Origin of the sequence: Carnobacterium sp. 1290_CSPC (assembly GCF_001053265.1) — a bacterium.
Taxonomy (GTDB): Bacteria; Bacillota; Bacilli; order Lactobacillales; family Aerococcaceae; genus Aerococcus; species Aerococcus urinaeequi.
The window spans coordinates 141957-167093 of sequence record NZ_JVVG01000048.1; the positions used below are offsets into that span (position 1 = coordinate 141957).

Consider the following 25137-nt stretch of genomic DNA (forward strand, 5'->3'; position numbering starts at 1 on the left):
CATGTTTTATGGACCGACTGCAAAAGTTACTTTACCCGCCCTGCGCCCTGCCCTCACCACTTCAAAAATCCAAAATAAGGACTGCAGCACTTCGCCACAGCCCACACTCGATTATATAAATGATGATGCATCAAATTATTGGTTTAATTTTTCAACTTCTTGAATAGCATCTTCAACCATTTGACGGTTAATTTCAAATGGTGATGTTTGGATATGATCTAAGGTAAAGGCCTTATCTAATACCGTTTTCAAATCTTCGTCACTTTCAATTTCTAAGGCTTTTAATGACGTTGGTAAACCCACTGAAATCATGAAATCACGAATTACTTTCAATTCGTCATATTTTTTAGCCAATTGTAGAACGATTAATACCCCGTAAGATACGATTTCACCGTGCAAGTGTCTTTCCCCTTGAGGTAAGACAGTTACTCCGTAGTAGAATGAGTGGGCAAAGTGACCGTTATAGTCGTGATCTACTAATACTGACGTATAAGAAGTTGTCCCAAGTATCTCAAATAAAATATTGTCGATAGCAGGCGATTCCTGATGGGCTTTGGCAGCTTCAAGTGCCGCTAAGCCATTTTTCAAGACACGTTGGTTAGCACCCTGGACAATATGTACACCAATGGTGTTATTGTAGGCTAATTCTCGTCCTTCAGCTGAAAAAGATACTTCCACTTCTTTGGAAATCGCGTCACCGATTCCGGCCCAAATGTATTGCTCAGGTGCCTCAGCAATAATAGTTGAGTCGGCAAATGAATGGACGGCCGGTGCATGTAACCGGTATGAACCCGCTGATTCATGGTCGTCATTGTATAAGACGCAAACGGCTGAAGTTGGCGCACAGTTTGAGGCAATTGTTGGGAAAGTGAAAATTGGCTTTTCAAGTTTAGCTGAAACTGTTTTACCAGTATCAATGGCACGCCCGCCTCCGACCGCAAAAATCATATCTGCTGCTTGAACTTGGTCTAAAGCGACAAGGCGATCAATGTTGGAATAAGAAGCTTCGCCCCCATACCATTCAATGGCGGTAATGGTTAAACCGGCTGCTTGAATCGCTGGTTTCAAACTTGGCAAAGCCTTTTCTAAAGCAGTTTCTCCACCTATGATGGCTACTTTCTCTCCTGCAAAACCTGCGTATTTTTTAATATCGTCATAGGCATCCGGCCCGATCGTAAAGCTTGGTAAATTCACTGATATACTCATATTCATTGCCTTCTTCCTTAAATTCATTGCAATTAATATACCATTCAATATTGTAATATTCGAAGAATTAAGCTCTTTTTCAGGGTATCGATTAGCTATCAATTGTTATCCTTATTCGCTATCATCTTGAAAAAGTAGTCTAAGTTGACCCTACCCCAGTGTTTGTTGGTATAATAGATTGGAAATCAAAGTTTGGAGTGACAGTATGAATAATAAAGTATCCACATATAAACGCATTATAGGCGTTACGGGGAACCACAATGCACTTGATCATGATTGGGATGAATTCATGCGTGATTATAGTCCGCATGGTTATAGTAAATCATTAACTATGGCTGGCCATATGCCAATTATTATCCCATTACAAGAAGACTTAGCTTTGGCAGAGCAGTATGTTGCCAAATTGGACGGGCTTGTATTTACTGGTGGCCAAGACGTTTCACCTCTACTATACAGCCGTGAGCCTTCACCTAAATTACAAAGTGTCTATCCCCCACGAGATCGTTGGGAACGGGCGCTATTTGAAGCTGCCACCAAAAAGAATATCCCGATATTAGCTATTTGCCGCGGTTTCCAGTTAATTAACATTTTGTTGAATGGTACCGTCTATCAAGACTTGAGCGAGTACCCCATCGGTCAAGCAAATGCTGTTCAGCACATACAGAATTGGAGTCGTATGCACTTCCCACACCACTCAATCCAATTGGAAAAAGAGTCTATCATCAGCAATCTGTTTGATAATCCAAAAACACTGCTGATTAACACCTATCACCACCAAGTGATTGAAGACCTATCACCCCTACTTAAGGCAACGGCTTGGGCCAATGATGGGGTCATAGAATCCTATGAAGTGGACAAGTCCAAATCAACCTATAATATTTTAGGGGTACAGTGGCATCCGGAAATGATGACAGATAACCTTGAAGACAATATGCTACCAATATTTGAGTGGTTCCACAATTTCTAATAAAATTAAACGCTTTCTTTTTCTAGTGAATTGGCTTTGAATGTACTGTCAACAAGGTATCGACGCTAATCAAACCTACGAAGACTTTGCTGCTGAACTAGAAAATCAATAAAAGAAGTAAATGCATACAATAGCAAGATAAGCTGCAAAAAAAGAACTGCCTGCTCACTCTAATTTAGAGAAAGCGGCAGTTCTTTTATTTAAAATGACTTTTGTTAATTATTCACTTTATTTTTACGAAAATATTGATCTAATTCTGTCACCAATAAGTCAATAATACCTGCACCAATGGCAATCAACCAACCTACCTAAAGTTGACGGCTTTTGCGTCCCTACTTTAGGGGGTTCTTGTGATGTGTTTATTTTTTTGTAAGATAGTATCCGAAGTTTTGCTAACAATTACTTAAGATTAAGCAAACAACATTAATCAGCGCGCAAGGCTTCAGCGGCGTCTTTTTTCGCTGCCATCCGGGCTGGAATATGACCCCCAATAACTGTTAAAACAGTTGAAATAATCAATAGGACAACGGCATGTACTGGGTCTAAAATGGCTACATTTTTAAGGTCTGTTAAGGATTCAATCAGCATATTGATTGGGAATGTTAATAAGTAAGCAGTCCCGACACCAATTAAGCCAGAAAGTACACCTAGGATTAAAGTCTCAGAGTCAAATACACGGGTGATGTCTTTTTTTCGAGCACCTAAGGCTTTAAGGACACCTATTTCTTTAGTACGTTCAAGGACTGATGTATAGGTGATAATACCAATCATAATCATTGAAGTCACTAACGAGATACCGGCAAAGGCAACTAGAACGTAAGTTGTTGCGTCCATAATACCGCCAGTTAATTCAGTCATGGTACCCGCTAAATCTGTATAAAGGATCTTCTCATCTTCAGATTTGCCTTCGTTGTATGCATCTAAATAGGCAAGAACATCATCTTTCGTTTCAAAGTTTTTAGGGTAAATCATGATAGATGACGGGATTGCGTTAGCGCCAAGTGCAGTTAAGACTTGTTCTTTACCAGCTTCATCTAAACTTTCGCCTGTAAGAACTGAACTGTCGCTATCATTTTGTGCTTGAACGATAGCTGAATTTTGATTATTTTCAATCACTGTTTCAGTCAAAGCGTTTGAATAGTTGATCCCTTCATTTAAGATCGCCATAGTGGCATCTTCTTTTGGCCGGATAACAGCTGATACGCGTAATGTCTGATTGTTCTCGTTATCGTAAACAGCATTTAAATCTTGGTTTGGCATGTATGTACCAGTTGGTAATTCTTGATAGTAAGCGTCGTTTGAAGCGACCACTACTTGGGTACCGACGATGTCTTCAAAGGTAATTTCGTCGCCATTTTCATAGTCGAATCCTAGATTATTCAAGGCATTTAAGTTGACCTTGTTGTATGCGTCAACTACTAGGACAATATCCGTTTCTTCAGATGGTAATTCTCCTGCAAGCACGTCGTAGTTTTCCGTTAAAAAGGCATTCTCATCGCCAGAGGTAGCCTCTGGGAAGGTGGAAGCCCCCATACCTGATGATGTCGCATAGAAACTTTGGACGTCACCGGTAGCTGAATCTTGAGCGTAATTAGAAAAGGCAACTTGCTCAACTTCCCCATCTACATCGCGTAAAAGGTTCAACTGGGCAGAATAAGTATAGTTTAAAGCCTCAGTCAAGGCTGGGTCGATGTCTTTCACGTACTCAACTAAATCAGTGGTAATGTCATTCTCATGTTGACCAGCTGAAGCTGGGTCTTCGTTGGCAATCACGGTATTGCCATCTGGGTATTCCGTTTCTTCTTCAGTTGATAGCGTGAAATTAGAGGCATCTTGGGCGACTTGTGATATGGTTACCGGGAATTGAGCACTCGTTTCGGCCTGTGTTGAATCAATTTGCTTTTGAAAACCGTTTGATAGAGATAGGACAACCGCAATTGAAATAATCCCAATACTTGAAGCGAAGGACGTGATAAAGGTTCGCCCTTTTTTGGTCATAATATTTTTAAAAGATAGGTTTAAAGCAGTTAAATAAGACATACCAGTACGGCGCATATCCAAGACTGCATCCGCATCCTTGTTGTCGTATGGATTTGAATCATTAACCACTTCACCATCTTTAAAATTGATGATACGGTTGGCGTATTGGTGGGCTAATTCGCTATCATGGGTAACCATTATCACGAGTTTTTCATTGGCTAATTCTTGAATCAAGCCCATAATTTGTTGGCCTGTTTCAGAATCCAAAGCCCCTGTTGGCTCATCACATAATAGGACATCCGGGTCATTGGCCAAGGCACGCGCAATGGCCACACGTTGCATTTGTCCACCCGATAATTGGTTGGGTTGCTTGTGCATATGTTCCTCTAAGCCCACACGTATCAAGGCGTTTTTCGCTTTTTCCCGTTTCTCTTCTTTCGCCACACCAGATAAAGTCATCCCTAACTCCACGTTGGATAAGACATCTAAGTGGCTGATAATATTATATGACTGGAAAACGAATCCGATTGAATTATTCCTGTAAGCGTCCCAATCTAGGTCTTTGAAGTTTTTAGTTGACTGGCCGTTGATCACCATGTCACCAGAGTCATACTGGTCTAAACCACCAATCACATTTAAAAGTGTCGTTTTCCCTGAACCTGAAGGCCCTAAGATAGCAACGAATTCTTGTTTTCTAAAAGCTAACGATACATCATTTAAGGCATGCGTTACCGTATCGCCCACTTCATACGTTTTCTTGAGATTTTTTAATTCAAGCATTTATATAAGACTCCTTTTATTTTTACTGCTTTAATAGCTTATAGTATATTCATTTTCATGGCTAGCACAAAATAGGACAAAGTGTCTTATTGTATAAAAGTTTGATAACATTGCAATAGCACAAGTATATTTTACCCTAAAAATTGGCAAAGGACGAACAAATGACTATAAGCAATAAATCATTACACACACGTGAAAACATCAAATCATCCCTTCTAACATTAATGGAAGACCAACCCTTCACCACCATCACCATTCAAGATATTGTCAAAGAAGCTGGCCTAAACCGGTCATCCTTCTACCGTTATTTTGATGATAAATACGCCGTGGTAGAAGAAATCGAAAATGAAATTATCGAAAATTTAGAAAACGAGGCCATTGGTCAAGTTGAAGAGTTGTTCGCTCAAACAAGTAAATACGAGGTGCTTTATCATATTTTGAACAAATTTTCCAAAGAAACAACCCGGTCAAGCATCCTTTTGGGTGAAAATGGCGACCCTTCTTTCGTCCATAAAATGACCAAGTCGGTTAAAGAAAATTTCCCTATCGGTGTGAGACAAATGCAAATCCCTAGCAAATATGATGAATTAGCCAATGATTTGAAGGCCTCGGCCGTGATCAATTTCTTGGCTAAATTTGAGGAGTACAATAAGAAATATACTCTTGAAGAAATTGCCTACTTCTTTTCATTGATGTAGCAATTTAGCAACTACTGCATACTAAAAAACTGGACCTCTTAAAGCCGCATGTGTTTGGCTAAGAGATCCAGTTCTTTTATGTTCATTTAGTTTTCAATCGGTTGATCTTCAGATAAAAAATCAGCCCACTTGATTGCTTGATTGCTTTTTGCGACTACTAACCATTTAAGGCTTTCGTCATCTTCATTCAGCAATTCAGGTTGGTCCGTTAATGATTCATTTTTCGAAACAATATCTGCTGAGATTGGTGCTAGCATGTCTGTGACAGCTTTAGACCCTTCAACTGAGAAAAATGGCTCACCCGCAACTAGCTCACGATCATTGAAGAAGGCGAAGTAAGAAACCTCACCGACTGCATCTGACCCATAAGCAGAAAGGCCGATACGAACTGTGCCGTCAGCTTGCTCTTCAAGGTACAAGCCCTCTTTACTATAAACTTTATGCATGCAATTCACCTCTAAAATTATTCAAAAATTAGGTTAGTTTATCAATCAAATCTTGTGGGATTAAACGGTTGACCCAGCGAATGGCTTTCACAACCGGATTCTTGCTTAAGTGCTCATCGTCCAAGCCCTCATTGTATTTGATTGACAGTATTAAACCAATACTCGACATACTAGTGATTAAGGCAGTACCACCCGCCGAAATTAGCGGTAATGGAATACCTGTCAGCGGTAAAAGCCCGATGGACATCCCAATATTTTCAACGATATGGAAGGTGAACATCATGACTACCCCTGAAACCATTGACGCATAGAAGGCGTCGTGGGCTCTAAAGGCCACTGAAATCATTTGGAATATTAAGATGAAGTATAATAAGACGACAAAACTTGACCCTAGGAAACCAAAGTTTTCACCGATAGTAGAGAAAATCATATCCGACTCTCGAACTGGGACGTGAACTTGGAATTGACCAAGCCCTTTTCCAAGAATGCCCCCAGAACCGATGGCCTTCAAACTTTGTGCTAATTGGTAAGACTCATTGGCCGAATTACCGAAAGGGTTTAACCATGAATCGATACGGGCGAATTGGTAGTCTTGGAAACCTAATGCATATAGTAAATCGCGTTGGTAAACCACTAAGATGATCAATACTAAGGCGATAACCGCAAATGATAGGAATGCCGGCAAAATAATATACCAAGTGATTCCTGACACGAATATGACACCGATAAACATCATCAAGAATACCAGGGTTGTCCCCAAGTCATTCTGCGCAATGATTAAAGCAACCGGCGGGATGGTCCATAACGTAATTTTCAATAAAAATCGACCATCAAATTTAACCCGTTCCATCATGTCCATGTCCTCAACACCAAGACGACGACCTTCATCATTGTAGCCTTGAACTAAATAAGCCATCATGATGATATAGGCAACCTTCATTAGTTCGGATGGTTGAAGGGATAAAGGTCCAATGGTAATCCATGAATGCGCCCCATTGGTCACGGCCAATTCACGGTCATAGAAAATCAATACTAATACGAGTAAAACTAGCCCTAATCCGTATGCTACCGGCGCAAAGTGATACAAGGTTTCCCGGTCAAGCTGCATCACAACAGCTGCTGCTACGGCCCCGACCGCAAACCAAGCTATTTGCATAATAGTTTGGGAATAAGAACCTGAATCATATTGTAAATATGTCGTTGAAAAAATAGTCACGATACTCACTAAAGCTAACAACATGACGCATATGACGATAGTGATATCAACTCTACTCGTTGGTTTCTTCTTTAATCGCCGATTTGACGAACGTTTTTCCAAAATAATGCGCCCCTTTAATCTCTATTTCCTTGTGGTCGCGCAGGATTATCTGCAATAATGATGTCTCCTGGTTGACGCTTTAATGTACCTAATGCGATCGTCTTTTTATCCATAAAAGGGAAACTCGCAGATGTTGTTGTATGGTAATTTGGACTCGAATCGATAAACTCTTCCACATTATTTAAACGGTAAATAATATGGTTAATCATGGCACCTGCAATCAGCACGATAGATGTTAACCAAAGGTAGATCATTAATACAATGAATACCCCAATAGTCCCGTTAGAAACTGACGAACCACCAAAATTATTCACATAAAATGAAAATCCACCCGATAGAACAGCTGAAAGCAGTGTTGCTACAATCGCTCCTGGTACCGCGAACTTAATCGGATACTTGTGATGCGGAATGAATTGGTAGATAAAAGTAAATACCATAATCAAAACAAGCAATAAAATTGGCCATTTTACACTGGTAAAAATATCAAACAATTGCATCGGCACGTCTATAAATTGGTTTACCGCTTCTAAAAGTGTCTGTCCAAATACGAAGAGAACACTCAAAGCTACCGCAAACAAGACTAATACAAAGGCAATGGCAAATGAAAACAGCCTAGAAACGATAAAGTTTGGCTTGTCTGTGATGCCGTAAGTTCGGTTTAAAATATTTTGCACTGTTCCAAAAGCAGTAGACCCTGACCATAGAATTAATATGAAGGAAACTGAAAGCGCACCTGTAGTGTCTGATGTTAGGTAAGACTCCAAAGTAGGCACAATAATAGGCTCCACCTGGTCAGGCAATAACGTTTCAAGTAGTCCAACAACTGAATCCGGATCAAACGATAACATCGGAATTATATTGGCAATCATCATTAATAGTGGAAACAGAGATAGTAGAAAGTAATAAGACATTTCTGCAGCACTACCAGCGATATTGGCCTGATTAACCGAGGCTAAAGTCATTGGAATAATACGATCTTTCAATTTTTCTTTCACTCTTGCCACCTCACTTCTTTACTCTTAATACTACTTAATTTAGGGGTATTTAACAAGTTTTCTTCCTGATTTAAAGCAAATAAAAAACTGGTGGTTGAAATCGAATGCTATATACCCTTTAGCATCAATTAAAATCACCAGCCTTAAATTTATTTGTATGCACTAAGCGATTCTATTGTCCCGTATTTTGCCAAGTACCACTCACAACATCCATCACCATTAAAGTACCTGAATAAGCATCATAACGGTAAGTTGCAATCAGGTTTGTATGTCCTTGTCCATCAGGAGATTGACGGTAAACATCTACTTGTGCTAAATCTTCATTTACCAATGTTGGTAAGAAGAAATATTCGTCAGATTGGTATGCACCTTGAGAATGTGCAGAAATTAAAGGTGCTGCTTCAGCCAATAATTCACGCGCACGTGTATTATCGAAAGCCCCTTGGTTACCTTCTGGTTGACTAGAACTTGCGTAAGCCCCTTGATCTTCCACTTCGCTAGATGGTACTACTTCTGAAGACGGTGAAGTTTTTTCAGCTTCTGCTGCAATGATAGAAGATTCAATCTCTTCAGTCGTCATCGCTTGCGCAGTTGCAGCTTCACTCGCTACCGACGAATCCGCCACAACTTCTTCCGAAGATTGTGTTGTTTCATCACTTGACGCTGTAGTATCTTCGCTTGATGCTTCTGAATCAGCATCCGCAGAAGCATTACTTGAAGATGTGCTGTCAGATTCTACCACATTTAAAGAAGCACTCTCAGACGATGTTGAAGAAGATGCACTCTCTTCCCTTGATGACGTTTCATCTGAATACATACCCAATGCAGAATCGACATTGTCACAAGCCGCTAATGATAAAGCTAATAGAGAAATACCTAATAATGAATATACTTTTTTCATGGTCCTACCTCCCATTTATCTTATAAGTATTTTATCATAACAAATCAAATTGCAAGCCTTAAATGTCGTATCTTTACAAAACGTTAACTATTTCATATATAGAAGATTACACTATAGTAAAATTTGGCCTGCCAGTACACTTTTATTATAGCAAACCACCCTGCATAGCCATATTGATGAGACTAGGAAAATAAATAAAGATCTTAAAGTTAGATCTGATATTGGACTGTAGGATTGGTTGAGAATTCTGAAAATAGGTGTATTTTTAGGTAACTTTTATAATTTCACGAAAAAAAGAGCCTATAAAAAAGCCCGAAAATTGGTATAGTGCCCTATTTATCCGTGTGTCTCAGCCCATTTTATTCTATACTAACTAGCAAAATGTTACTTTGTATCGTGCCATTTTCATTTTCAAAATATAGCAAACTTATAAATAATCAAAGAGTTATTAGAAACTGAAAATAGAAATAAAATTGCAAAAGACACTGGTAGACCCCAACAAACTATTTCAAGATTTAAACAAGGGCACTACCAATCGAAAATATGAAGCTAGGCTTTACGATTAAGCTAAATAAATATGCTGAAACAAAAAAATCCTCACTATCTAAGTAGTGAGGGTTTTTATTTAGTGTTAAGAGTGGGATTCGAACCCACGACCTACGGTTTAGAAGACCGTTGCTCTATCCAGCTGAGCTATCCTAACAAAAGTCGTCATGTTTAGATGACAACTATTAAAGTTTATACCAAGATAGCAATGCCTGTCAAGTGCATTTTACTCAGACTTAGGCAATTGTAAATATTTGGGTTTAAATAAATGCACTTCATATTGCTGAGACACTTCGTCAAATTCCATCTTTTCAAAATAAGTATGGTCCTGCAGTCCCATCCAATTACCGATTTGACTTGGTGAAACAGCGATCTCAACTTCGTCATATTGGTCTTTCAATTCGTTGACGATGGCAGCCAACAGATCTCCAATGCTTTCTTCAGACTTGGCACTAATCTGCACGTTTGGCTGATTAAAGGCCAAGATTGCTTGGTGGGTGTTTGCCACTTTATCCATTTTGTTATAAACGAATAAATGCGGGATATCCAACATGTCTAATTGCTTCAAGGTATCTAGAACGACTGCTTCCTGCTCGCTTGCATACGGTGATGACGCATCAATTACAATCAACATCAAATCCACCTGACGACTTTCTTCCAATGTTGAATGGAATGAGTCGATAATTTGTGGTGGTAAATCTTGAATAAATCCTACCGTATCCGTTATGGACATTTGGAAATGATTATTGAGTGAAAATACCCGTGTTAAAGGTGTTAAGGTAGCAAATAATTGATTTTCTTCCAAGGTATCCGCTTGGGTCAAGGCGTTTGTAATTGTTGACTTGCCGGCATTGGTATAGCCAATTAAGCCCAATTGGAAAATAGCGCCCTTTTCCCGGTTCTCACGAGTCCGACTACGGTGCTTCTCTACTTCTTTCAACTCACCCTTGATGCGTTGAATCTCGTTACGAAGAACCCGACGGTCTTGCTCAATTTTCGTTTCACCAGGACCTCTCGTCCCAATCCCCCCACCAAGTCTAGATAGGGCATTATAATTACCTGCTAAACGCGGTAATAGGTATTCGTTCTGTGCTAAGGCAACCTGTAACTTACCTTCTTTTGAAGTTGCCCGCATAGCGAAAATATCCAAAATTAATTGAATTCGGTCAATCACTGGAAAATCTACTGCTTGTTGTAGGTTGTTATTTTGTGACGGCGTTAATTGCTGATAGAAAATAATTAAATCAGCTTCATTTGCATCTGCATGCATGGCCAATTCTTCTACTTTCCCCTTACCAATTAGGGTTCTGGCGTCAAATCTTTCCCGTTTTTGTGAAACGAGCCCAACCACTTCTCCCCCTGCCGTATTCACTAACTCCTCTAACTCTTCAATTTGCATATCAAATTGTCGGTCACTGGTGTCAGGTGTCTGAACTGCTGCTAATAAAACTTTTTGCATACTTCCTCCTTCTGAACCGAAAATCTAAATTAAGGCAAACTAGTCGCATTCAAAAAATCTTCTACTAGCTTTAATACCTGCTGCAAATTCTCAGGATGCGTCACTAAATCTAGCCAATGCGCATCTGTTAATCGATTTCTGATCCATGTTATTTGTCGTTTGGCATACCGTCTTGAATTTTGCTTTAAATCTTCTAGTGCTAATTCAAGTGGCATTTCACCTCGAATATAAGGGAATAATTCCTTATAGCCGATAGCTTTCATTGATTGTTGATCCTCAGCTAAGTTTTGCGCCAACAACCATTTCGTTTCTTCAATAAGCCCTTGGTTGACCATATCATCGACCCGCATATTGATTCTTTCGTATAAGACTTGTCGGTCCGTATTCAAAGCGATAATCAACAAATCATAAGGCGACACATGATTTGCATGCGTTTCCGATTGGTCTGAAAATAACCGGTCCGAAAAAGTCCCAACTTCTAAAGCCCGAATGACTCTACGTAAATTATTGGGATGAATTTGGTCTGCTGCTTTAGAGTCTAAGTCAACCAATTTCTGGTAGACTGCTTCATTCCCTTCCATTTGCGCTAACGTTTCCATTTGCGCACGAAATCCAGGATGTTCCAAATCTTTACCACCTAAGGATAAGTCATATATAAAGGATTCTAGGTATAAACCCGTCCCCCCAACTAATATAGGGACTTTTCCTTTTGCTAAAATCGCCTCCATAGCCGACGTAGCGTCCTTTTTAAAGCGGGAAACTGAATATTCTTCGTCCACTCTAACATAGGAAACTAAATGATGCACTGCCACAGCTTGCTCACTTTCAGTCGGGGTCGCCGTTCCAATATTTAAATTTTGGTAGATTTGCATGGAATCACCGTTAATAATTTCACCATTAAATGCTGTGGCTAATTTTAAAGATAAACTGGTCTTCCCTACACCCGTAGGCCCAGCTATTACTATCATCTTAGGCTTCATCCACCCACTCCTCCTGTTATTAGCGAAGGTTCGCTTTAAATTGTCGGTCCTCTTCAATTTGTTCAGCCGCTGCTTGCTTTGCAACTGCCGTAATATTAGAGCCCGTCAGCATTCTTGCGACTTCGTCTATCCGTTCTTCATTTGTTAGTAATCGTACATTTGTGTAGGTACGGTTGCTGTTTTCATCTTTAGAGATGAACAATTGGTGGTCTGCCATCGAGGCTACTTGCGGTAAATGCGTGATACATAATACCTGAGCCTTAAGGGCAATTTCAAACATTTTGGTCGCAATAGCCTGAGCCACACGTCCAGATACCCCCGTATCCACCTCATCAAAGATAATTGCTGTTACCCCTGATGCATTTTGGAAAATAGTTTTCATTGCTAACATCAATCGAGATAACTCCCCGCCTGATGCGACCTTAACAAGCGGCTTAAATGGCTCACCAAGGTTAGTGGCGATCATAAAGGCGACATCATCAATCCCATAGGGTCCTAATTCATCCAGGGTTAACATATCCACGCGGAACTTGGCTTTCTCCATATAGAGCGCCTGCATCTGTCCTTCAATGGCCGTCACTAAACCTGCTGTTGCAGATTTTCTACTCTTAGATAAATCTTCTGCCAATGCTAATGCATTTGCTTGCGCTTTTTTTACTGCATCCTTTAATTTTTGTTGATTCGACTCACGGTTTTCAATTTGCTTCAACTCTTCCTTCGCCTTATCCAGATAGATTAGAACGGCTTCAGTATCGTCCCCATATTTACGAGTCAGATTTTTATATACAGCTAATCGTTCAATAATGTCATCCAAACGATTCGGATCATAATGCAGTTGATCTACCTGGTCTGAAATACTTGAGGCCAAATCCTGTAAGGCATAATAAGTTCCCGTTGTTTGTTCATAAAAATCACTATAGGTCGTGTCAAAGTCACGTATGGTTTCAAGTTCACCAATAACCTGACCGACTAAATCGATAATATTCAAATCAGCATTAGACAGCAAATTATTGCTGGCACCTAAGGCATCAGCAATTTTTTGAAAATTTTGCAATTGATCACGTTCACTATTTAAAGCTTGGTCTTCACCCGCTTGCAAATTCGCCGATTCAATTTCATTGATTTGGAATTTTAATAAATCAACGCGTTGGGCAGCTTCTTGCTCGTTTAGATTTTGACTATCCAATTGCTTTTTCGCAGTTTGATAAGTTACATAAGCTTCTTGGTAGCTAGCTAGTTTAGGAGCTATTTCATGCTTAGCAAAATGGTCTAGCAAATGAATATGATTGCTTGTGTTCATTAAAGACTGGTGCTCATTTTGCCCATGGATATCTACAATGTGCGTACCTAAAGCTTTGAGCATGCTAACAGTCATGGATACACCATTAACTTTGATTGTATTTTTCCCATTGATATCTAACTGGCGGACAATCATTAATTGGGCATCATCGAAAGGAATGTCATTATCAGCCAACATATTGCGACCTTCTTCAGATAAATCAGGCATGTAAAAGATCCCTCGAAGGTCAAATTTATCGCTACCATAGCGAATGAAGTCTGTTGATCCACGACCACCGACTAACAAGCCAACAGCATCAATAATAATGGACTTCCCGGCACCTGTTTCACCAGTTAGGACAGTCATGCCTGTATCAAAATCAATTGTTAAATCTTCTATAATTGCAAAATTTTTAATTGTAAGATGCTGAAGCATTTACATCTCTCCCCTTATCTAACCCTATAGATACCCTCGTTAATGAAATACTGAATGTGCCTCTTCGATGACCGCATCAATATCTATTGCGGGATCAATTTGGCCAGGCTCACCTTCTGTATTCGTTAGTAGCATTAAAAACTCAATATTCCCAGTACCACCAGTAATCGGTGAATAGGTTAAACCTGAAACATCGTAACCAAGTCCAATTGCGGTTTGCATAGTATGTTCAATCACGTCTCTATGGACTTTCTTATCTCGAACGATCCCTTTTTTACCGACTTTATCTTTACCGGCTTCAAACTGTGGTTTCACTAAAGCAGCCACTTGTCCGTCGCTTTGAAGAATAGGGCGTAAAGGCGGTAATATCAAATCTAATGAAATGAAGGATACGTCAATTGTTGCGATATCTGGTTGTCCGGCTACAAAGTCTTCAGGCTTTGAATAACGGAAATTTGTTTGTTCCATCACCACAACTCGGTCATCAGAACGTAGTTTCCAGTCAAGCTGATTGGTTCCAACGTCTAGGGCGTAAGACATGCTGGCTCCATTTTGTAAGGCAACATCTGTAAATCCACCAGTTGATGAGCCAATATCTAGCACTTTCTTCTCGGTAAAGTCGATATCAAAAGACTCCATGGCTTTAACTAATTTAAAGCCCCCACGAGATACATATGGCACATCTTCCCCTTTTAAAGTCAATTGAGTCGTTACCGGTAACTTTTCACCCGGTTTATCCACCCGTAAGGCCTTTTCAGTGTAAATTTGTCCCGCCATAATAAATCGTTTGGCCTTTTCACGCGAATCCGCTAATCCTTGGCGAACAACTAAAATATCCGCTCTTTCTTTCTCCATTAATTCACCCCTTTTTTCAATTAAATTTTTAAGTATTTTAAGAAGCCAGCTAATAATTCTACGTCAAATGCTGGTTGAATTGCCTGAATTTGATTTAAAATACTTTTACATGATTCTATTTTATCAGATAATGCCGTCAAGGCACCATTAGTACCCATTATTGACGGGTAAGTATTTTTATCTAGATCTGCATCTGAATGGTTCAATTTACCTCGCGCTTGATCCGTCCACATCACTTCTTGCAAGTCATTTTGGATTTGGTAAGCAATCCCATATGTCCAAGCGAAGTCATCTAATAAGGCAACAACTTCACTCGAAGCCTCAGCGATTTGTCCCCCTGCAAAAATAGCATAGCGGATCAATTCACCAGTTTTGCGCTTATGGATGTTTTGTAGTGAATACAAATTAATTTGCTTGCCTTCTGACTCAACATCCATGATTTGCCCGGCAATCATACCGGTAGAACCGGCTGCCTTTGACAATTCCGCAATTAATTTTAATTTTGTTTCTGTATTTTCGATTTTTGAGTCAGCTGCAATTAAAGCAAATGCATCCGTTAGCAATGAGTCGCCAGCAAGAATAGCTGTCGCTTCATCAAAGGCTTTATGGTTAGTCGGTTTACCCCGGCGGTAATCATCATTGTCCATTGCTGGTAGGTCATCGTGAATTAAAGAATACGTATGGATATACTCTAAGGCAATAGCTGTATTTAACCCTGTTTCAATGTCAGCATTCAGCGCTTTTAAAGTAGCCAACAATAACATTGGTCGAATGCGTTTGCCACCTGTATTTAATGAATAAACCATTGATTCTTTCAATTGACCAGGCTGGGCGTGACCGAATTGGTCAACAGACTTCAGAATAGCTTCGTCTAAGGCTAGTAATTGGTTTTCCATAAAAAAAGTTGCATCCATTATTGGTCACCTTGACTCGTTGGTTCTTCAAATGCTTCTAATTGACCACTTTCTGTCATCAATTTTGTCATTGTTTCTTCAGCGTTTTCTAAAGTTTGGCTGCAATATTTGCTTAGAATCATGCCGTCTTGAAAAGCGTCCATTGATTCTTCTAATTTGATATCGCCAGATTGTAATTGATTGACAATTGCTTCTAGTTTTTCTAACGCTTCTTCAAACGATAATTTTGAGGTATCGATAGCCATTTATGATTCTCCTTTTAATTTAGAAAATTGTTTCTTGTCTGTTCCAGTAATTTGCGCGGTAATACGGCCATCTGCTAATTGAATGGCTAGTGGATCACCAATATTCACTTTTGTAATGGAATCTACTGGTTCTTGTTTACTTGTCACATAAGCAAAACCTTTGCTCATCCTTTTTAGGGGTGATAAAAGATCCAGTTGTGACATCGCTTTTTGCAATTGATATTCCTTAGACCTTACCTGTTGGCTTTGGCTATTAATCAATTGGCGCTGCATGTATTGTAATTTTGTACGGTAATTGCCTAAAGTAATTGCAGGAGAAGATTGGTTTAACCTTTGGTCTAAGTGCTGTACGGCAACTTTTTGAGATTTCAAGTGGCTTTCTTGCGACTGAACCAGTTGTGCCTGTAGGTTCTTTAATTTTAATTGGTGGCCTTCATATAACCGCAATGGTTGGCGGAATATATAAGCATTTTGGTATTCTAGTAATCGCTGATTTAAATATTGTATACGATTAACTTGTGCTCGATATAATCGCGCTTGCAATTCTTGAATGCGAATCAACTCCTCTGACAATACCGGTGTAGCAATTTCTGCAGCAGCTGTTGGTGTGGCTGCTCTTTGATCGCTGGCAAAGTCAACGAGGGTTGTATCCGTTTCATGGCCGACTGATGAAATAATAGGAATGTCCATTTTGCGGACGGCACGAACGACCTTCTCCTCGTTGAAAGGCCACAAGTCCTCAATCGATCCACCACCACGGCCGATAATCACTGTGTCATAGTCACCGTGTGCGGACACCCGTTCTAAATTCTTCACCAGTTCGTCGGCAGCATGCTTGCCTTGGACTGCGGTTGGGTACAAGGTCAATTGCACGATCGGGTACCGACGCTTAACGGTTGTAATGATATCTCTAATTACAGCACCTGATGGCGAAGTAATGACTGCGATATTTTTTGGAAATCTTGGAATCGGCTTCGGATCAAAATGAAAAAGGCCTTCTTCAGTTAACTGTTTCTTTAATTGCTCATAGCGTTGGTAAAGAGCACCCACACCATCTGGCTCAAGGTGGTCAATATACAACTGGTAACGCCCAGTCGCATTAAAAACACCGATACGACCGATTGCTAAGACTTTCATTCCGTCTTCTAAATCGAATTTCATCTGGTTAAAAGCATTGGCAAACATGACCCCAGATAATACTGCATGATCATCCTTTAAGGAGAAATACTGATGCTTAGCGCGTTTTCTAAAATTTGATACTTCACCTGTTACGTAGACCTGATGTAAATAAGGGTCCTTTTCAAACTTGGTTGCAATATATTGCGTTAACTGGCTAACGGTTAAATAATTCTTATCAGACAATACCTGTCACTTCCTCTAATCTATCAATCATCTGTTTAAATACCATTAATTTGGTGACTGGTCCAACACCGCCTGGCACCGGTGTAATGGCATGGGTTTTCTCAGCGACATTTTCAAAATCTACGTCACCAGTAACTTTACCATTTTCATCATATGTAGTCCCGATATCAATTACAGTTGTACCTGGTGAAACCATATCTTCTGTTAAAAATTTCGGAATACCAACGGCAACACAAATAATATCAGCAGACCGCGTTAATTCAGCCATATTTTCCGTTTGACTGTGGGCAACCGTTACCGTAGCCCCACGTTGTAACATCAAATCTGCTAGTGGTTTTCCAACGATTGTAGACCGGCCAATCATAACAGCGCGTTTCCCTCTAAAAGTCGTATTTACTTCGTCCATCAAGGTGATAGCAGAAAGTGGTGTATTCGGTACCCGACTTTGATTACCGGCTAATAGGTTTCCTAAATGTACTGGGTGAATGGCATCTAAATCTTTATCTGGATCAATCGCAATATTAATTTTTTGTACGTCAATTTGTTTTGGTAAAGGCATCTCAATCATGATACCTTGTACTGTTTCATCTTCATTATATTGTTGGATAACCGCCAACAATTCTTCTGTTGTTGTATTACTTGGGCAAGAAATTAATTCGTTTGCCACGCCGATTTTGTCAGCAAATCTAGTTTTAGTTCGTGCATATGATGCACTCGCTTCATCATCACCACAAAGAATAATGACTATTTTAGGGTGAATGCCTTTATCTTTTAATTCACTTACTCTTTGTTTCAATAACTCAGTTTGAACTTTAACATATTCTTTGGAACGAATTTCTATCATAATTGCCCACCTTATCCATAATGTAATGTAACAAGTATATCGAAAGTTGAGCCATATTAACAGTATTGTAGTGGCAATATAATTAAATTATACCTATATACATTTAAAAAACCGGGACTCAGGTCCCGGTCTCTTGCACACAAAACGATTATTCAGCTGACTATTCAATGTCTAAGTCTGTTTCGCCCTCTTCAATAGTATCAATATCAACAGTTTCTACTGGTTTAACATCGCCATTCGCGTTGGCTTTTAATTCAGCTAGGACGTTTGATAAGATCCCGTTAATAAATTTACGTGCACGGTCGTCCGAATATAATTTAGCTAATTCAATTGCTTCATTAACCGCTACTACGCGGGGAACCGTTTCTTCATCGGTAAATAGTAATTCGAACACAGCTACTCGTAGAATTTGTAGATTCACTAATTCTAGTCGTTGCACTGACCAATTACCATGGATATGGTTATCGATCATTTGGTCAATCTCAAAGCGATTTGCTTTAACACCTTCTACTAATGTACGTAAATAAGCGGGAACAGTCACATCTTCAGTAACATCCGGTAATTTATCAAAATGATTTTTAGCTGAAAAATTCTCAATACTATCTTTCAACTTGATTGCATGATTTTCATACTCAATAAATTCTTCTTCAGTTAATTCCTCAAAATTCACCTTTTGACCCAATTTCTTGTGGTTTTGTAGGATATGATTGAAGGCACTTTCCAAAGAAAGTTGTGGATTGAACTCTTGTTCATAAGATATTAATACAGCGAGTTCTCTAATTTGTGATAACCCTAATTTCATACTTGTTCCCCTTAATACGATTTATTTACTTGCTTTTTCCATATACAAGTTTGTTACATGTACGTTTACGACATCAATCGTAATATCTGTCATGTACTTCACTTGGTCAATTACCTGTGATTGAATATTTTGTGCAACTGCAATTACAGCAGTCCCAAAATATAATTCTACAGACATATCTAATACCATTTCATTTCGATTATTTTGATAAAGAATTACTCCGGCATCGCGTTGGAAAACATCTTGAATTGTCTTGTTAGCACGTTTAATTGCTCGAACACCTTTGCTTTGCAAGGCCGTCGCTGCGGCAATATTTTCGATTACTTGAGGAGCAATTTCAATTGCACCGGTAGCTTGCACTTGATTATGCTTGTATGCTTCAATTTTATCAGCCATTGTCGTTCACTCCTTATCTCAAATTACGCGCGTGAAATGTACTCTCCACCGTTAGAAGTATTGATTACTAATTTGTCACCAGCGTTAACAAAGAATGGTACGTTAACAACTACACCTGTTTCCATAGTAGCAGGTTTAGAACCACCTGAAGCAGTATCACCTTTGATACCAGGTTCTGTTTCTTTAACAACTAATTCAACTGTCTTAGGCAATTCAACACCTAATACCTCAGCACCAAAAGTGATGATTTTAACTTCCATGTTTTCTAACATGAATTTTAATTCGTCTTGGATTTGGTTAGCAGGAATTTCAGTTTGTTCATAAGTTTCGTTATCCATGAATACGTGAGTATCGCCATCAGCGTATAAGTATTGCATGTCACGGTTTTCGATATGAGCAGTTTCTACTTTTTCACCTGCACGCCAAGTCTTATCTAATAATGCACCTGTACGTAAGTTTTTTAATTTTGAACGCACGAAAGCAGACCCTTTACCTGGTTTAACATGTTGAAACTCAACAACACGGAATAAGTTACCATTATCTTGAATAGTTAAGCCTGTTTTAAAATCGTTTGTTGTAATCATATTTACATCTCCTAAAAAATTTAATCATACCAAAATTATAACACATTAAAATGCATCCTGGCTCAAAAAGACGGATGCATTCTATCATCTACGTAAAATTACACGATAATCAAGTGACGTGGAGAATGTGTAAGGACTTTATTCCCATCTTCTGTCAAAATGATGTCATCTTCAATACGAACCCCACCAATACCCTCTAAGTAGATGCCTGGCTCATTTGTAATAACAGTGTACTCTTTTAGTGGTTGTTTATTATGCATACTTGCATTTGGTGACTCATGAATATCTAAACCAATAGAATGTCCAAGTGAGTGTCCAAAGTCATCCCCATAACCATGACTAGCAATAAAATCACGTGCAATAGCATCCATTTCTTCACCAGTCATGCCAGCTTTCGCTTGCTCATTCACCAGCTGGTTTGCTTGGAAAACAACATCATAGATTTCTTTCATCTTGCTTGATGGTTCTCCAACAGCGATAGTCCTTGTGATGTCAGAAACATACCCCTTATAGTAGCAACCATAGTCCATAGTCACGATATCGCCTGCTTCAATCACTTTATCAGAGGCCACGCCATGTGGCATTGCAGAACGATAACCTGATGCAACAATTGTTTCAAAAGAAACACCACTTGCCCCTTGGCTTCTCATAAAGAAATCTAATTCATTTGCAACTTGGATTTCAGTCATACCGACTTGAATAAAGCCTAAGATATGCTCGAAAGCTGCATCTGCAATTTCACATGCTCGTTGAATTGTCGTAATTTCTTCTTGGTCTTTGGTTTGACGTAAGGCTTCAATCATTCCAGATGCTGGGATTAAGCGAGCAGAAACGATATCTTCTAACTCATCAAATTTAGCAACTGTCATATATTCTTCTTCATAACCAAGTTGACCTAGATTTTCGTTAACCACTGCGGATTGAACGAATCGCAATGGACTAGTATGCGCTGCAGATCCGCCAGCAATGATAATTTCATAGCCAGCACACTGTGCTTTCGCTTGTTCCCGATATCTAAAATCTGTGATGAAGTACGCATTATTTGCTGTAATTAATGCTGTACCACTTGTGCCAGTAAAACCAGAAATATATCTTAAATTAAATGGGTCAGTGACATAGTATGCATTAATACCTTCAGCTGCCATGCTTTCTTGCAAAGCACTTATTCTCTTTTCCAAACTTTTCACCTCATATTGACTAATCTATCTCTCTAAATAGAGTCACTTTTTATAGCCCAATTAGTATAGCATATATCAGTCTTCAATGAAACTTAGCTTTATCCATAGTGCTCTTTATCAACATTCTTGCTCACTTTTTACCCATTACCCACAGCTACTTACTCCCGAGTTCTTTGATCATAAGGGACATTATTATATTTATATTGCCGTCCGTTTTCTACAATGAATACAGTCGTGCTAAAGACCTTATTTTTTAATTCAACTGACACATGTCCCTGGTTAAAGGTCATAGTCCAATTACCATCTGTCCATGGTATTGACGATTGAGTGGCAGCCGCAACTTCATTTACTTGATCTGAAGTTGCTGAATTAACAGCTGCTTCGTTATTTTCTATATCCTCTTGATTGCTCGATCCAACGGTAGCATCTGGCTGAATCTCTGAAACACTAGCTTGATCAGGATTATTTATGATTACACTGCTTTCATTCGGCAAAGGTTTTACATCACTTTCTTCTTTAGAATGGGATGTATCCAATTCTTTACTATCTGAAGGCTCTGACGGCTGATCCTTTGAACTTATTTGGCTAGTCACTACTTTCTCCTTCTCAGCGATCACTTTCTCCACCGCCAGGCGAGACATGATTTGTGCTTGATAGGATATTTTAATTTCTTCATTCATTTTAACTTGGCTACTGTACATATTTAAGTTAACTAAATAGATGAAGGTTAGGATCGACATATACATTAATGCGGTAAATAAGACAAAACCACTTTTCTTCATTATTATTTACCCTTCTTTACTAAAGGTAAAAGGATTTTATAATCCTTACCATCGAATAGCCTCACTTTAAACAGGAAGTTCCCATGATCTAATTCTTGGATCGTGAGACCTGTAGCGTTTGGAATTTGTGGCTCGTATCCTCCGTTTAAAGAATATCTAATCCAGGAGTTCCCATTGCTATCTTTATAGTACCGGTAAATACCGACCTTATTATTTTCTTTGAGAGAAAGGGTATCTGCAGTATATCTAACTAGTTCCGTTTGTGTATGATCTGTCAAAAATTGGTTGGAGAAGATATCAAAGTCATCGTAGGCCATTGCTTCATATCTGTTATATATATTCATCTCTGTTCCCATCACAGCCAAAAAGGTAATTTGAATTAGGGCATAGAAAAATAGTCCGTAAATCATTTCCAATAAGGTAAATCCTGATCTTGTATTAATCATATTTGACATAGTTAGATTTAACTTAGTCAGCTTTAACTTTCGCCTATTTAATTTATTCTTGAATCTTAAATTCTGTGAAATGACCATCCCGTTGATCCTCCAATTTGCCTTTTTCCAGATTGATTTCTATCCCTTCATGTATACTTGCCCCAAATTGAACAGCATTTAATTGATGAAACTGTTCACGACTTTGACTTAAGGCCCTTTCACTTCGCCTTAGGTTTTCAAGTTGCACCTGCTGGTTTATGACAAGGAGGTAGACCATAGCCCCTATTAAAGACAGTCCAATAATAGATTCGATGAACATAAACCCTTGTTTCCCCTTTTTACTATTGGAATTATGGATCAACTGGCTTTTTTTCTTCAATAACATAACGCCCTCCAGAAAATTGATAAACAATTGCATAATCCTTCGTTGGTGTTCTTAAGGTTATCGTTTGTGGCCCAACAGTTCCTGACGTAGAAAATTCAAATCTTTTATAATGGACAAACTTAGATTCTTTTGGAAACACAAACGTCGTATCTACTGGTGAAGGTCGTAATAGATCAGCTCGAAATTCCACTGTATTACCTGAAAAAGTCACAAAATGAATACCTTTCCTAACTATTGTCATTTTATGCACGTATTCAAAGTGTTGCATGACATTACGCATCATTACTTTTGATTCATAGCGGATAATAGCGTCTTTTGCATATGGGACCGCAAGTATTAATGATAATGACAGCGCAAATAAAACAAGTATCATTTCTAGAAGAGTAAATCCTGACTTCTTTTTATGTTTTTTCATCAAAATCTACTCCTCTTAAAATGGTGATGTTAATAATTCCTAAGGGGTAACAGTTCCAGCTGGAATGGCATTATATTTTTCTAATTGATCAGTGGTGATATAGCCTTCGTTTGCTAGTACTTCCGCCGTGACACTTGCTTCATCATGTTCTAGTAAATATAATTCCATCTGCGTTTCAACAGTTTCGATTAAAGCAGCGTTAGTTTTAGTTTCTACATTTTGTGTTTGCTTGGACACGTTTGGTATAATTAGCAGTAACAAGGCTGCCACAATAAATAGGACCAGAACCATTTCTATAAGCGTAAACCCTTTTTTTCTACGACACTTTTGAATGAACTTAAGCAACATTTCTTTCATAATAATTCCTCCTTAGATTGTTTCTAGCATAGTTAACATTGGTAACATTAAAATTAAGTAGACCATGACCACACAGATTGCGACACTCAAAAACAAAATGGATTGAGCTATTTTTATCTGTCGATCAATCGTTTGATACAAAAGTCTTAGAACCCTCTGACTATATAACCTTGTCTTAATCGCCAATTGATTTAATAATTCCCCCTGAATAACTATTGCTGGAAATTCACGGGTGAACACATCGGCAGCTGTTAAACTATCTGCAAATGACACTCCTTGATAATATCTTTCGTCTAAGTATTCACCGAAAGCTTGTAAGAATGCAACTTCATCTTGTTTAATTAACGACTCAGTGATTTGCCGTACTGAATAGCCTATTTTAAATAGTTGGCTAAATTCGTAAGCAAAAAACTGGGTGTAATATAATCTAAATAATTTTCCAACCACTGGTAATTTGACATATAACCTTGCCCTTACTAATGGGTTAGTCCGCTTCTTCCATATAAGATAGATGATGAGTATAACTAACAACAAAATTGAGAACCCTATCATTATCCAATGCAGCTTTTGCAAGAAAATCAATAAATAGCTCAGTAATCCCTGTCCCTCACCCATTGACATAGAAGCTAATTGTGGCAAAAGAAATATGCGCAAGCCAAATAACATGCCAATCATCAACACAATTAAAGCAATTGGATAAAGCATTACCCCTTTTAGCTTTTGCATCTGTTGATCACGTTCTTGAATGTACTTAGCAATCGTTTCTAGCCCTAAACCAAAATTGCCATAAGCTTCTGCCACTTGAATTTGATAAGCTACATTACCCTTAATTTTCATTTCATGTATAACTTGATAAAAATACTGACCAGCTGAGAAACCGGTCGCCATTTTGCCAAAAGTCACTTCTTGCTTAGGAAAAATAGTCTTTAAAAAAGAAAATATTTCAAGCATAGGAAACCCTTCTTGAAGCATTTCTGCGATGTATAAAAGTACAGTCGCCTGTAATTGCGGTTGCCAAGTGCTAGTAATTTCAGTTTTCGCTAATTGTTTCCAGTTGATATTCTTCCATGCTGGACTGGGTGATGTAGCCATGATCATAAGCCTCCTTTAATAGTAGATTTAGTGATTTAAAATCATTTGGATAGCTTTGATTTAAAATGAAACTACTCAGCTGGTCACCCTGTAGTAACTCAAATAAGGCTAATTTCTCAGTCGCAACAATTTCTGAATCAGGGACACGAGGAACCAACCTTTGGGCAACAACTAATAGTAAGGTTTGGACCAATTGTTCGTTAGTGATGCCTAATTCTTTCAAGCGTCCAATTACACCAAAAGTATTTTTAGCATGAACGGTGGCTAATACCAGATGACCAGTCAGTGATGCGCGAATCACCATTTTCGCTGTTTCTTCACTTCTGATTTCGCCAATTAGAATAATATCCGGATGGTGACGCAAACTAGCGGTCAGCAAACGGTCATAAGTAATATCCGCCTTTTCATTGACTTCTGTTTGTAAGAAAGTAGGTTCTTTAATTGGCTCTACAATATATAGGACTGATGACTTCAAAAAAAGAGGAATCTCCATTATCATAAA

At 38.8% G+C, this 25137-nt stretch carries 27 protein-coding genes and 1 tRNA gene; 2 read left to right on the forward strand and 26 right to left on the reverse strand.

What is annotated here, in order from left to right; all coding sequences use genetic code 11:
• Positions 1-135: 135 nt before the first annotated feature.
• Entirely contained in the window at positions 136-1212 is a 1077-nt protein-coding gene (locus AC973_RS03845; protein WP_165702984.1) for an iron-containing alcohol dehydrogenase family protein, read from the reverse strand.
• A 199-nt stretch (positions 1213-1411) separates the two neighbouring features.
• Between AC973_RS03845 and AC973_RS03850 the strand changes: the two genes are divergently transcribed.
• Positions 1412-2173, forward strand: coding sequence for a gamma-glutamyl-gamma-aminobutyrate hydrolase family protein (locus AC973_RS03850; RefSeq protein ID WP_048727507.1), 762 nt, complete (start codon positions 1412-1414; stop codon positions 2171-2173).
• 423 nt (positions 2174-2596) lie between these two features.
• Here AC973_RS03850 and AC973_RS03855 read toward each other — a convergent pair whose 3' ends face one another.
• Positions 2597-4933, reverse strand: a complete 2337-nt coding sequence (locus tag AC973_RS03855) for an ATP-binding cassette domain-containing protein (protein ID WP_048727508.1) — start codon at positions 4931-4933, stop codon at positions 2597-2599.
• A 161-nt stretch (positions 4934-5094) separates the two neighbouring features.
• Between AC973_RS03855 and AC973_RS03860 the strand changes: the two genes are divergently transcribed.
• Positions 5095-5631, forward strand: coding sequence for a TetR/AcrR family transcriptional regulator (locus AC973_RS03860; protein WP_048727510.1), 537 nt, complete (start codon positions 5095-5097; stop codon positions 5629-5631).
• Positions 5632-5717: 86 nt separating this feature from the next.
• Here the strand turns inward: AC973_RS03860 and AC973_RS03865 are convergent, their stop codons facing one another.
• The 24 genes from AC973_RS03865 to AC973_RS03980 all read right to left on the reverse strand — a co-directional run.
• Positions 5718-6077, reverse strand: coding sequence for a glycine cleavage system protein H (locus AC973_RS03865; protein WP_048727512.1), 360 nt, complete (start codon positions 6075-6077; stop codon positions 5718-5720).
• 28 nt (positions 6078-6105) lie between these two features.
• Positions 6106-7395, reverse strand: coding sequence for an FtsW/RodA/SpoVE family cell cycle protein (locus AC973_RS03870; protein ID WP_048727515.1), 1290 nt, complete (start codon positions 7393-7395; stop codon positions 6106-6108).
• 14 nt (positions 7396-7409) lie between these two features.
• Positions 7410-8390 carry a YihY/virulence factor BrkB family protein gene (locus AC973_RS03875; protein ID WP_048727517.1) on the reverse strand — a complete coding sequence of 327 codons (981 nt, stop codon included), beginning with the start codon at positions 8388-8390 and terminating at the stop codon, positions 7410-7412.
• Positions 8391-8562: 172 nt separating this feature from the next.
• Positions 8563-9291, reverse strand: a complete 729-nt coding sequence (locus AC973_RS03880; RefSeq protein WP_048727519.1) for a hypothetical protein — start codon at positions 9289-9291, stop codon at positions 8563-8565.
• 629 nt (positions 9292-9920) lie between these two features.
• Positions 9921-9994, reverse strand: a tRNA-Arg gene (locus tag AC973_RS03885).
• A gap of 69 nt (positions 9995-10063) precedes the next feature.
• Positions 10064-11296 (reverse strand): GTPase HflX, encoded by a 1233-nt coding sequence (gene hflX, locus AC973_RS03890; RefSeq protein ID WP_016897029.1) that lies wholly within the window; start codon positions 11294-11296, stop codon positions 10064-10066.
• Between the two features lie 29 nt (positions 11297-11325).
• Complete coding sequence (miaA, locus tag AC973_RS03895; RefSeq protein ID WP_048727522.1) at positions 11326-12276, reverse strand: tRNA (adenosine(37)-N6)-dimethylallyltransferase MiaA; 951 nt, start codon at positions 12274-12276, stop codon at positions 11326-11328.
• 19 nt (positions 12277-12295) lie between these two features.
• Positions 12296-13990 (reverse strand): DNA repair protein RecN, encoded by a 1695-nt coding sequence (gene recN, locus AC973_RS03900; protein ID WP_048727527.1) that lies wholly within the window; start codon positions 13988-13990, stop codon positions 12296-12298.
• Positions 13991-14029: 39 nt separating this feature from the next.
• Positions 14030-14845, reverse strand: a complete 816-nt coding sequence (locus AC973_RS03905) for a TlyA family RNA methyltransferase (RefSeq protein ID WP_048727530.1) — start codon at positions 14843-14845, stop codon at positions 14030-14032.
• A gap of 20 nt (positions 14846-14865) precedes the next feature.
• Positions 14866-15759 carry a polyprenyl synthetase family protein gene (locus AC973_RS03910; RefSeq protein WP_048727533.1) on the reverse strand — a complete coding sequence of 298 codons (894 nt, stop codon included), beginning with the start codon at positions 15757-15759 and terminating at the stop codon, positions 14866-14868.
• A complete protein-coding gene (locus AC973_RS03915) occupies positions 15759-16004 on the reverse strand; it encodes an exodeoxyribonuclease VII small subunit (RefSeq protein ID WP_026466152.1) in 246 nt (81 codons plus the stop codon). The genes AC973_RS03910 and AC973_RS03915 overlap by 1 nt, the downstream gene beginning before the upstream one ends.
• On the reverse strand, positions 16005-17366 hold the full coding sequence (xseA, locus tag AC973_RS03920) for an exodeoxyribonuclease VII large subunit (protein WP_048727536.1): 1362 nt from the start codon (positions 17364-17366) through the stop codon (positions 16005-16007).
• Positions 17359-18210: a bifunctional 5,10-methylenetetrahydrofolate dehydrogenase/5,10-methenyltetrahydrofolate cyclohydrolase gene (locus tag AC973_RS03925; protein ID WP_048727538.1), complete on the reverse strand. Its 852-nt coding sequence runs from the start codon at positions 18208-18210 to the stop codon at positions 17359-17361. Before AC973_RS03925 ends, xseA begins: the two co-directional genes overlap by 8 nt.
• 160 nt (positions 18211-18370) lie before the next feature.
• Positions 18371-19012, reverse strand: a complete 642-nt coding sequence (gene nusB, locus AC973_RS03930; protein WP_048727540.1) for a transcription antitermination factor NusB — start codon at positions 19010-19012, stop codon at positions 18371-18373.
• Between the two features lie 21 nt (positions 19013-19033).
• Entirely contained in the window at positions 19034-19408 is a 375-nt protein-coding gene (locus tag AC973_RS03935; RefSeq protein ID WP_026466155.1) for an Asp23/Gls24 family envelope stress response protein, read from the reverse strand.
• A 23-nt stretch (positions 19409-19431) separates the two neighbouring features.
• Positions 19432-19992 (reverse strand): elongation factor P, encoded by a 561-nt coding sequence (gene efp, locus AC973_RS03940; protein ID WP_016897019.1) that lies wholly within the window; start codon positions 19990-19992, stop codon positions 19432-19434.
• A gap of 98 nt (positions 19993-20090) precedes the next feature.
• Positions 20091-21170 (reverse strand): M24 family metallopeptidase, encoded by a 1080-nt coding sequence (locus AC973_RS03945; protein WP_107069892.1) that lies wholly within the window; start codon positions 21168-21170, stop codon positions 20091-20093.
• A gap of 158 nt (positions 21171-21328) precedes the next feature.
• Positions 21329-21952, reverse strand: coding sequence for a hypothetical protein (locus AC973_RS03950; RefSeq protein ID WP_048727544.1), 624 nt, complete (start codon positions 21950-21952; stop codon positions 21329-21331).
• A 2-nt stretch (positions 21953-21954) separates the two neighbouring features.
• A complete protein-coding gene (locus AC973_RS03955) occupies positions 21955-22407 on the reverse strand; it encodes a hypothetical protein (RefSeq protein WP_225968927.1) in 453 nt (150 codons plus the stop codon).
• Positions 22408-22450: 43 nt separating this feature from the next.
• A complete protein-coding gene (locus AC973_RS03960; RefSeq protein WP_048727550.1) occupies positions 22451-22771 on the reverse strand; it encodes a hypothetical protein in 321 nt (106 codons plus the stop codon).
• Positions 22737-23186: a prepilin-type N-terminal cleavage/methylation domain-containing protein gene (locus AC973_RS03965; protein WP_048727553.1), complete on the reverse strand. Its 450-nt coding sequence runs from the start codon at positions 23184-23186 to the stop codon at positions 22737-22739. Before AC973_RS03965 ends, AC973_RS03960 begins: the two co-directional genes overlap by 35 nt.
• A gap of 39 nt (positions 23187-23225) precedes the next feature.
• A complete protein-coding gene (comGC, locus tag AC973_RS03970; RefSeq protein WP_048727556.1) occupies positions 23226-23543 on the reverse strand; it encodes a competence type IV pilus major pilin ComGC in 318 nt (105 codons plus the stop codon).
• A gap of 12 nt (positions 23544-23555) precedes the next feature.
• Positions 23556-24635 (reverse strand): competence type IV pilus assembly protein ComGB, encoded by a 1080-nt coding sequence (comGB, locus tag AC973_RS03975; RefSeq protein ID WP_048727560.1) that lies wholly within the window; start codon positions 24633-24635, stop codon positions 23556-23558.
• Positions 24574-25137 (reverse strand): ATPase, T2SS/T4P/T4SS family (locus AC973_RS03980; RefSeq protein WP_048727587.1); only part of this gene is annotated, 564 nt, incomplete at its 5' end. The genes AC973_RS03980 and comGB, both read right to left, overlap by 62 nt.

Excerpts from the sequence above, each read along its gene's own strand:
- AC973_RS03960 (WP_048727550.1), bottom strand. The coding sequence starts at position 22,771 with ATGTTATTGAAGAAAAAAAGCCAGTTGATCCATAATTCCAATAGTAAA.
- AC973_RS03935 (WP_026466155.1), bottom strand. The coding sequence starts at position 19,408 with ATGGCTGATAAAATTGAAGCATACAAGCATAATCAAGTGCAAGCTACC.
- nusB (WP_048727540.1), bottom strand. The coding sequence starts at position 19,012 with ATGAAATTAGGGTTATCACAAATTAGAGAACTCGCTGTATTAATATCT.
- AC973_RS03905 (WP_048727530.1), bottom strand. The coding sequence starts at position 14,845 with ATGGAGAAAGAAAGAGCGGATATTTTAGTTGTTCGCCAAGGATTAGCG.
- AC973_RS03880 (WP_048727519.1), bottom strand. The coding sequence starts at position 9,291 with ATGAAAAAAGTATATTCATTATTAGGTATTTCTCTATTAGCTTTATCA.
- AC973_RS03965 (WP_048727553.1), bottom strand. The coding sequence starts at position 23,186 with ATGAAAAAACATAAAAAGAAGTCAGGATTTACTCTTCTAGAAATGATA.
- comGC (WP_048727556.1), bottom strand. The coding sequence starts at position 23,543 with ATGAAAGAAATGTTGCTTAAGTTCATTCAAAAGTGTCGTAGAAAAAAA.
- AC973_RS03910 (WP_048727533.1), bottom strand. The coding sequence starts at position 15,759 with ATGGATGCAACTTTTTTTATGGAAAACCAATTACTAGCCTTAGACGAA.
- AC973_RS03950 (WP_048727544.1), bottom strand. The coding sequence starts at position 21,952 with ATGAAGAAAAGTGGTTTTGTCTTATTTACCGCATTAATGTATATGTCG.
- hflX (WP_016897029.1), bottom strand. The coding sequence starts at position 11,296 with ATGCAAAAAGTTTTATTAGCAGCAGTTCAGACACCTGACACCAGTGAC.
- AC973_RS03915 (WP_026466152.1), bottom strand. The coding sequence starts at position 16,004 with ATGGCTATCGATACCTCAAAATTATCGTTTGAAGAAGCGTTAGAAAAA.
- recN (WP_048727527.1), bottom strand. The coding sequence starts at position 13,990 with ATGCTTCAGCATCTTACAATTAAAAATTTTGCAATTATAGAAGATTTA.
- AC973_RS03955 (WP_225968927.1), bottom strand. The coding sequence starts at position 22,407 with ATGTCAAATATGATTAATACAAGATCAGGATTTACCTTATTGGAAATG.
- AC973_RS03925 (WP_048727538.1), bottom strand. The coding sequence starts at position 18,210 with ATGATAGAAATTCGTTCCAAAGAATATGTTAAAGTTCAAACTGAGTTA.
- AC973_RS03860 (WP_048727510.1), top strand. The coding sequence starts at position 5,095 with ATGACTATAAGCAATAAATCATTACACACACGTGAAAACATCAAATCA.
- AC973_RS03865 (WP_048727512.1), bottom strand. The coding sequence starts at position 6,077 with ATGCATAAAGTTTATAGTAAAGAGGGCTTGTACCTTGAAGAGCAAGCT.
- miaA (WP_048727522.1), bottom strand. The coding sequence starts at position 12,276 with ATGAAGCCTAAGATGATAGTAATAGCTGGGCCTACGGGTGTAGGGAAG.
- AC973_RS03850 (WP_048727507.1), top strand. The coding sequence starts at position 1,412 with ATGAATAATAAAGTATCCACATATAAACGCATTATAGGCGTTACGGGG.
- AC973_RS03855 (WP_048727508.1), bottom strand. The coding sequence starts at position 4,933 with ATGCTTGAATTAAAAAATCTCAAGAAAACGTATGAAGTGGGCGATACG.
- comGB (WP_048727560.1), bottom strand. The coding sequence starts at position 24,635 with ATGGCTACATCACCCAGTCCAGCATGGAAGAATATCAACTGGAAACAA.
- AC973_RS03845 (WP_165702984.1), bottom strand. The coding sequence starts at position 1,212 with ATGAATATGAGTATATCAGTGAATTTACCAAGCTTTACGATCGGGCCG.
- efp (WP_016897019.1), bottom strand. The coding sequence starts at position 19,992 with ATGATTACAACAAACGATTTTAAAACAGGCTTAACTATTCAAGATAAT.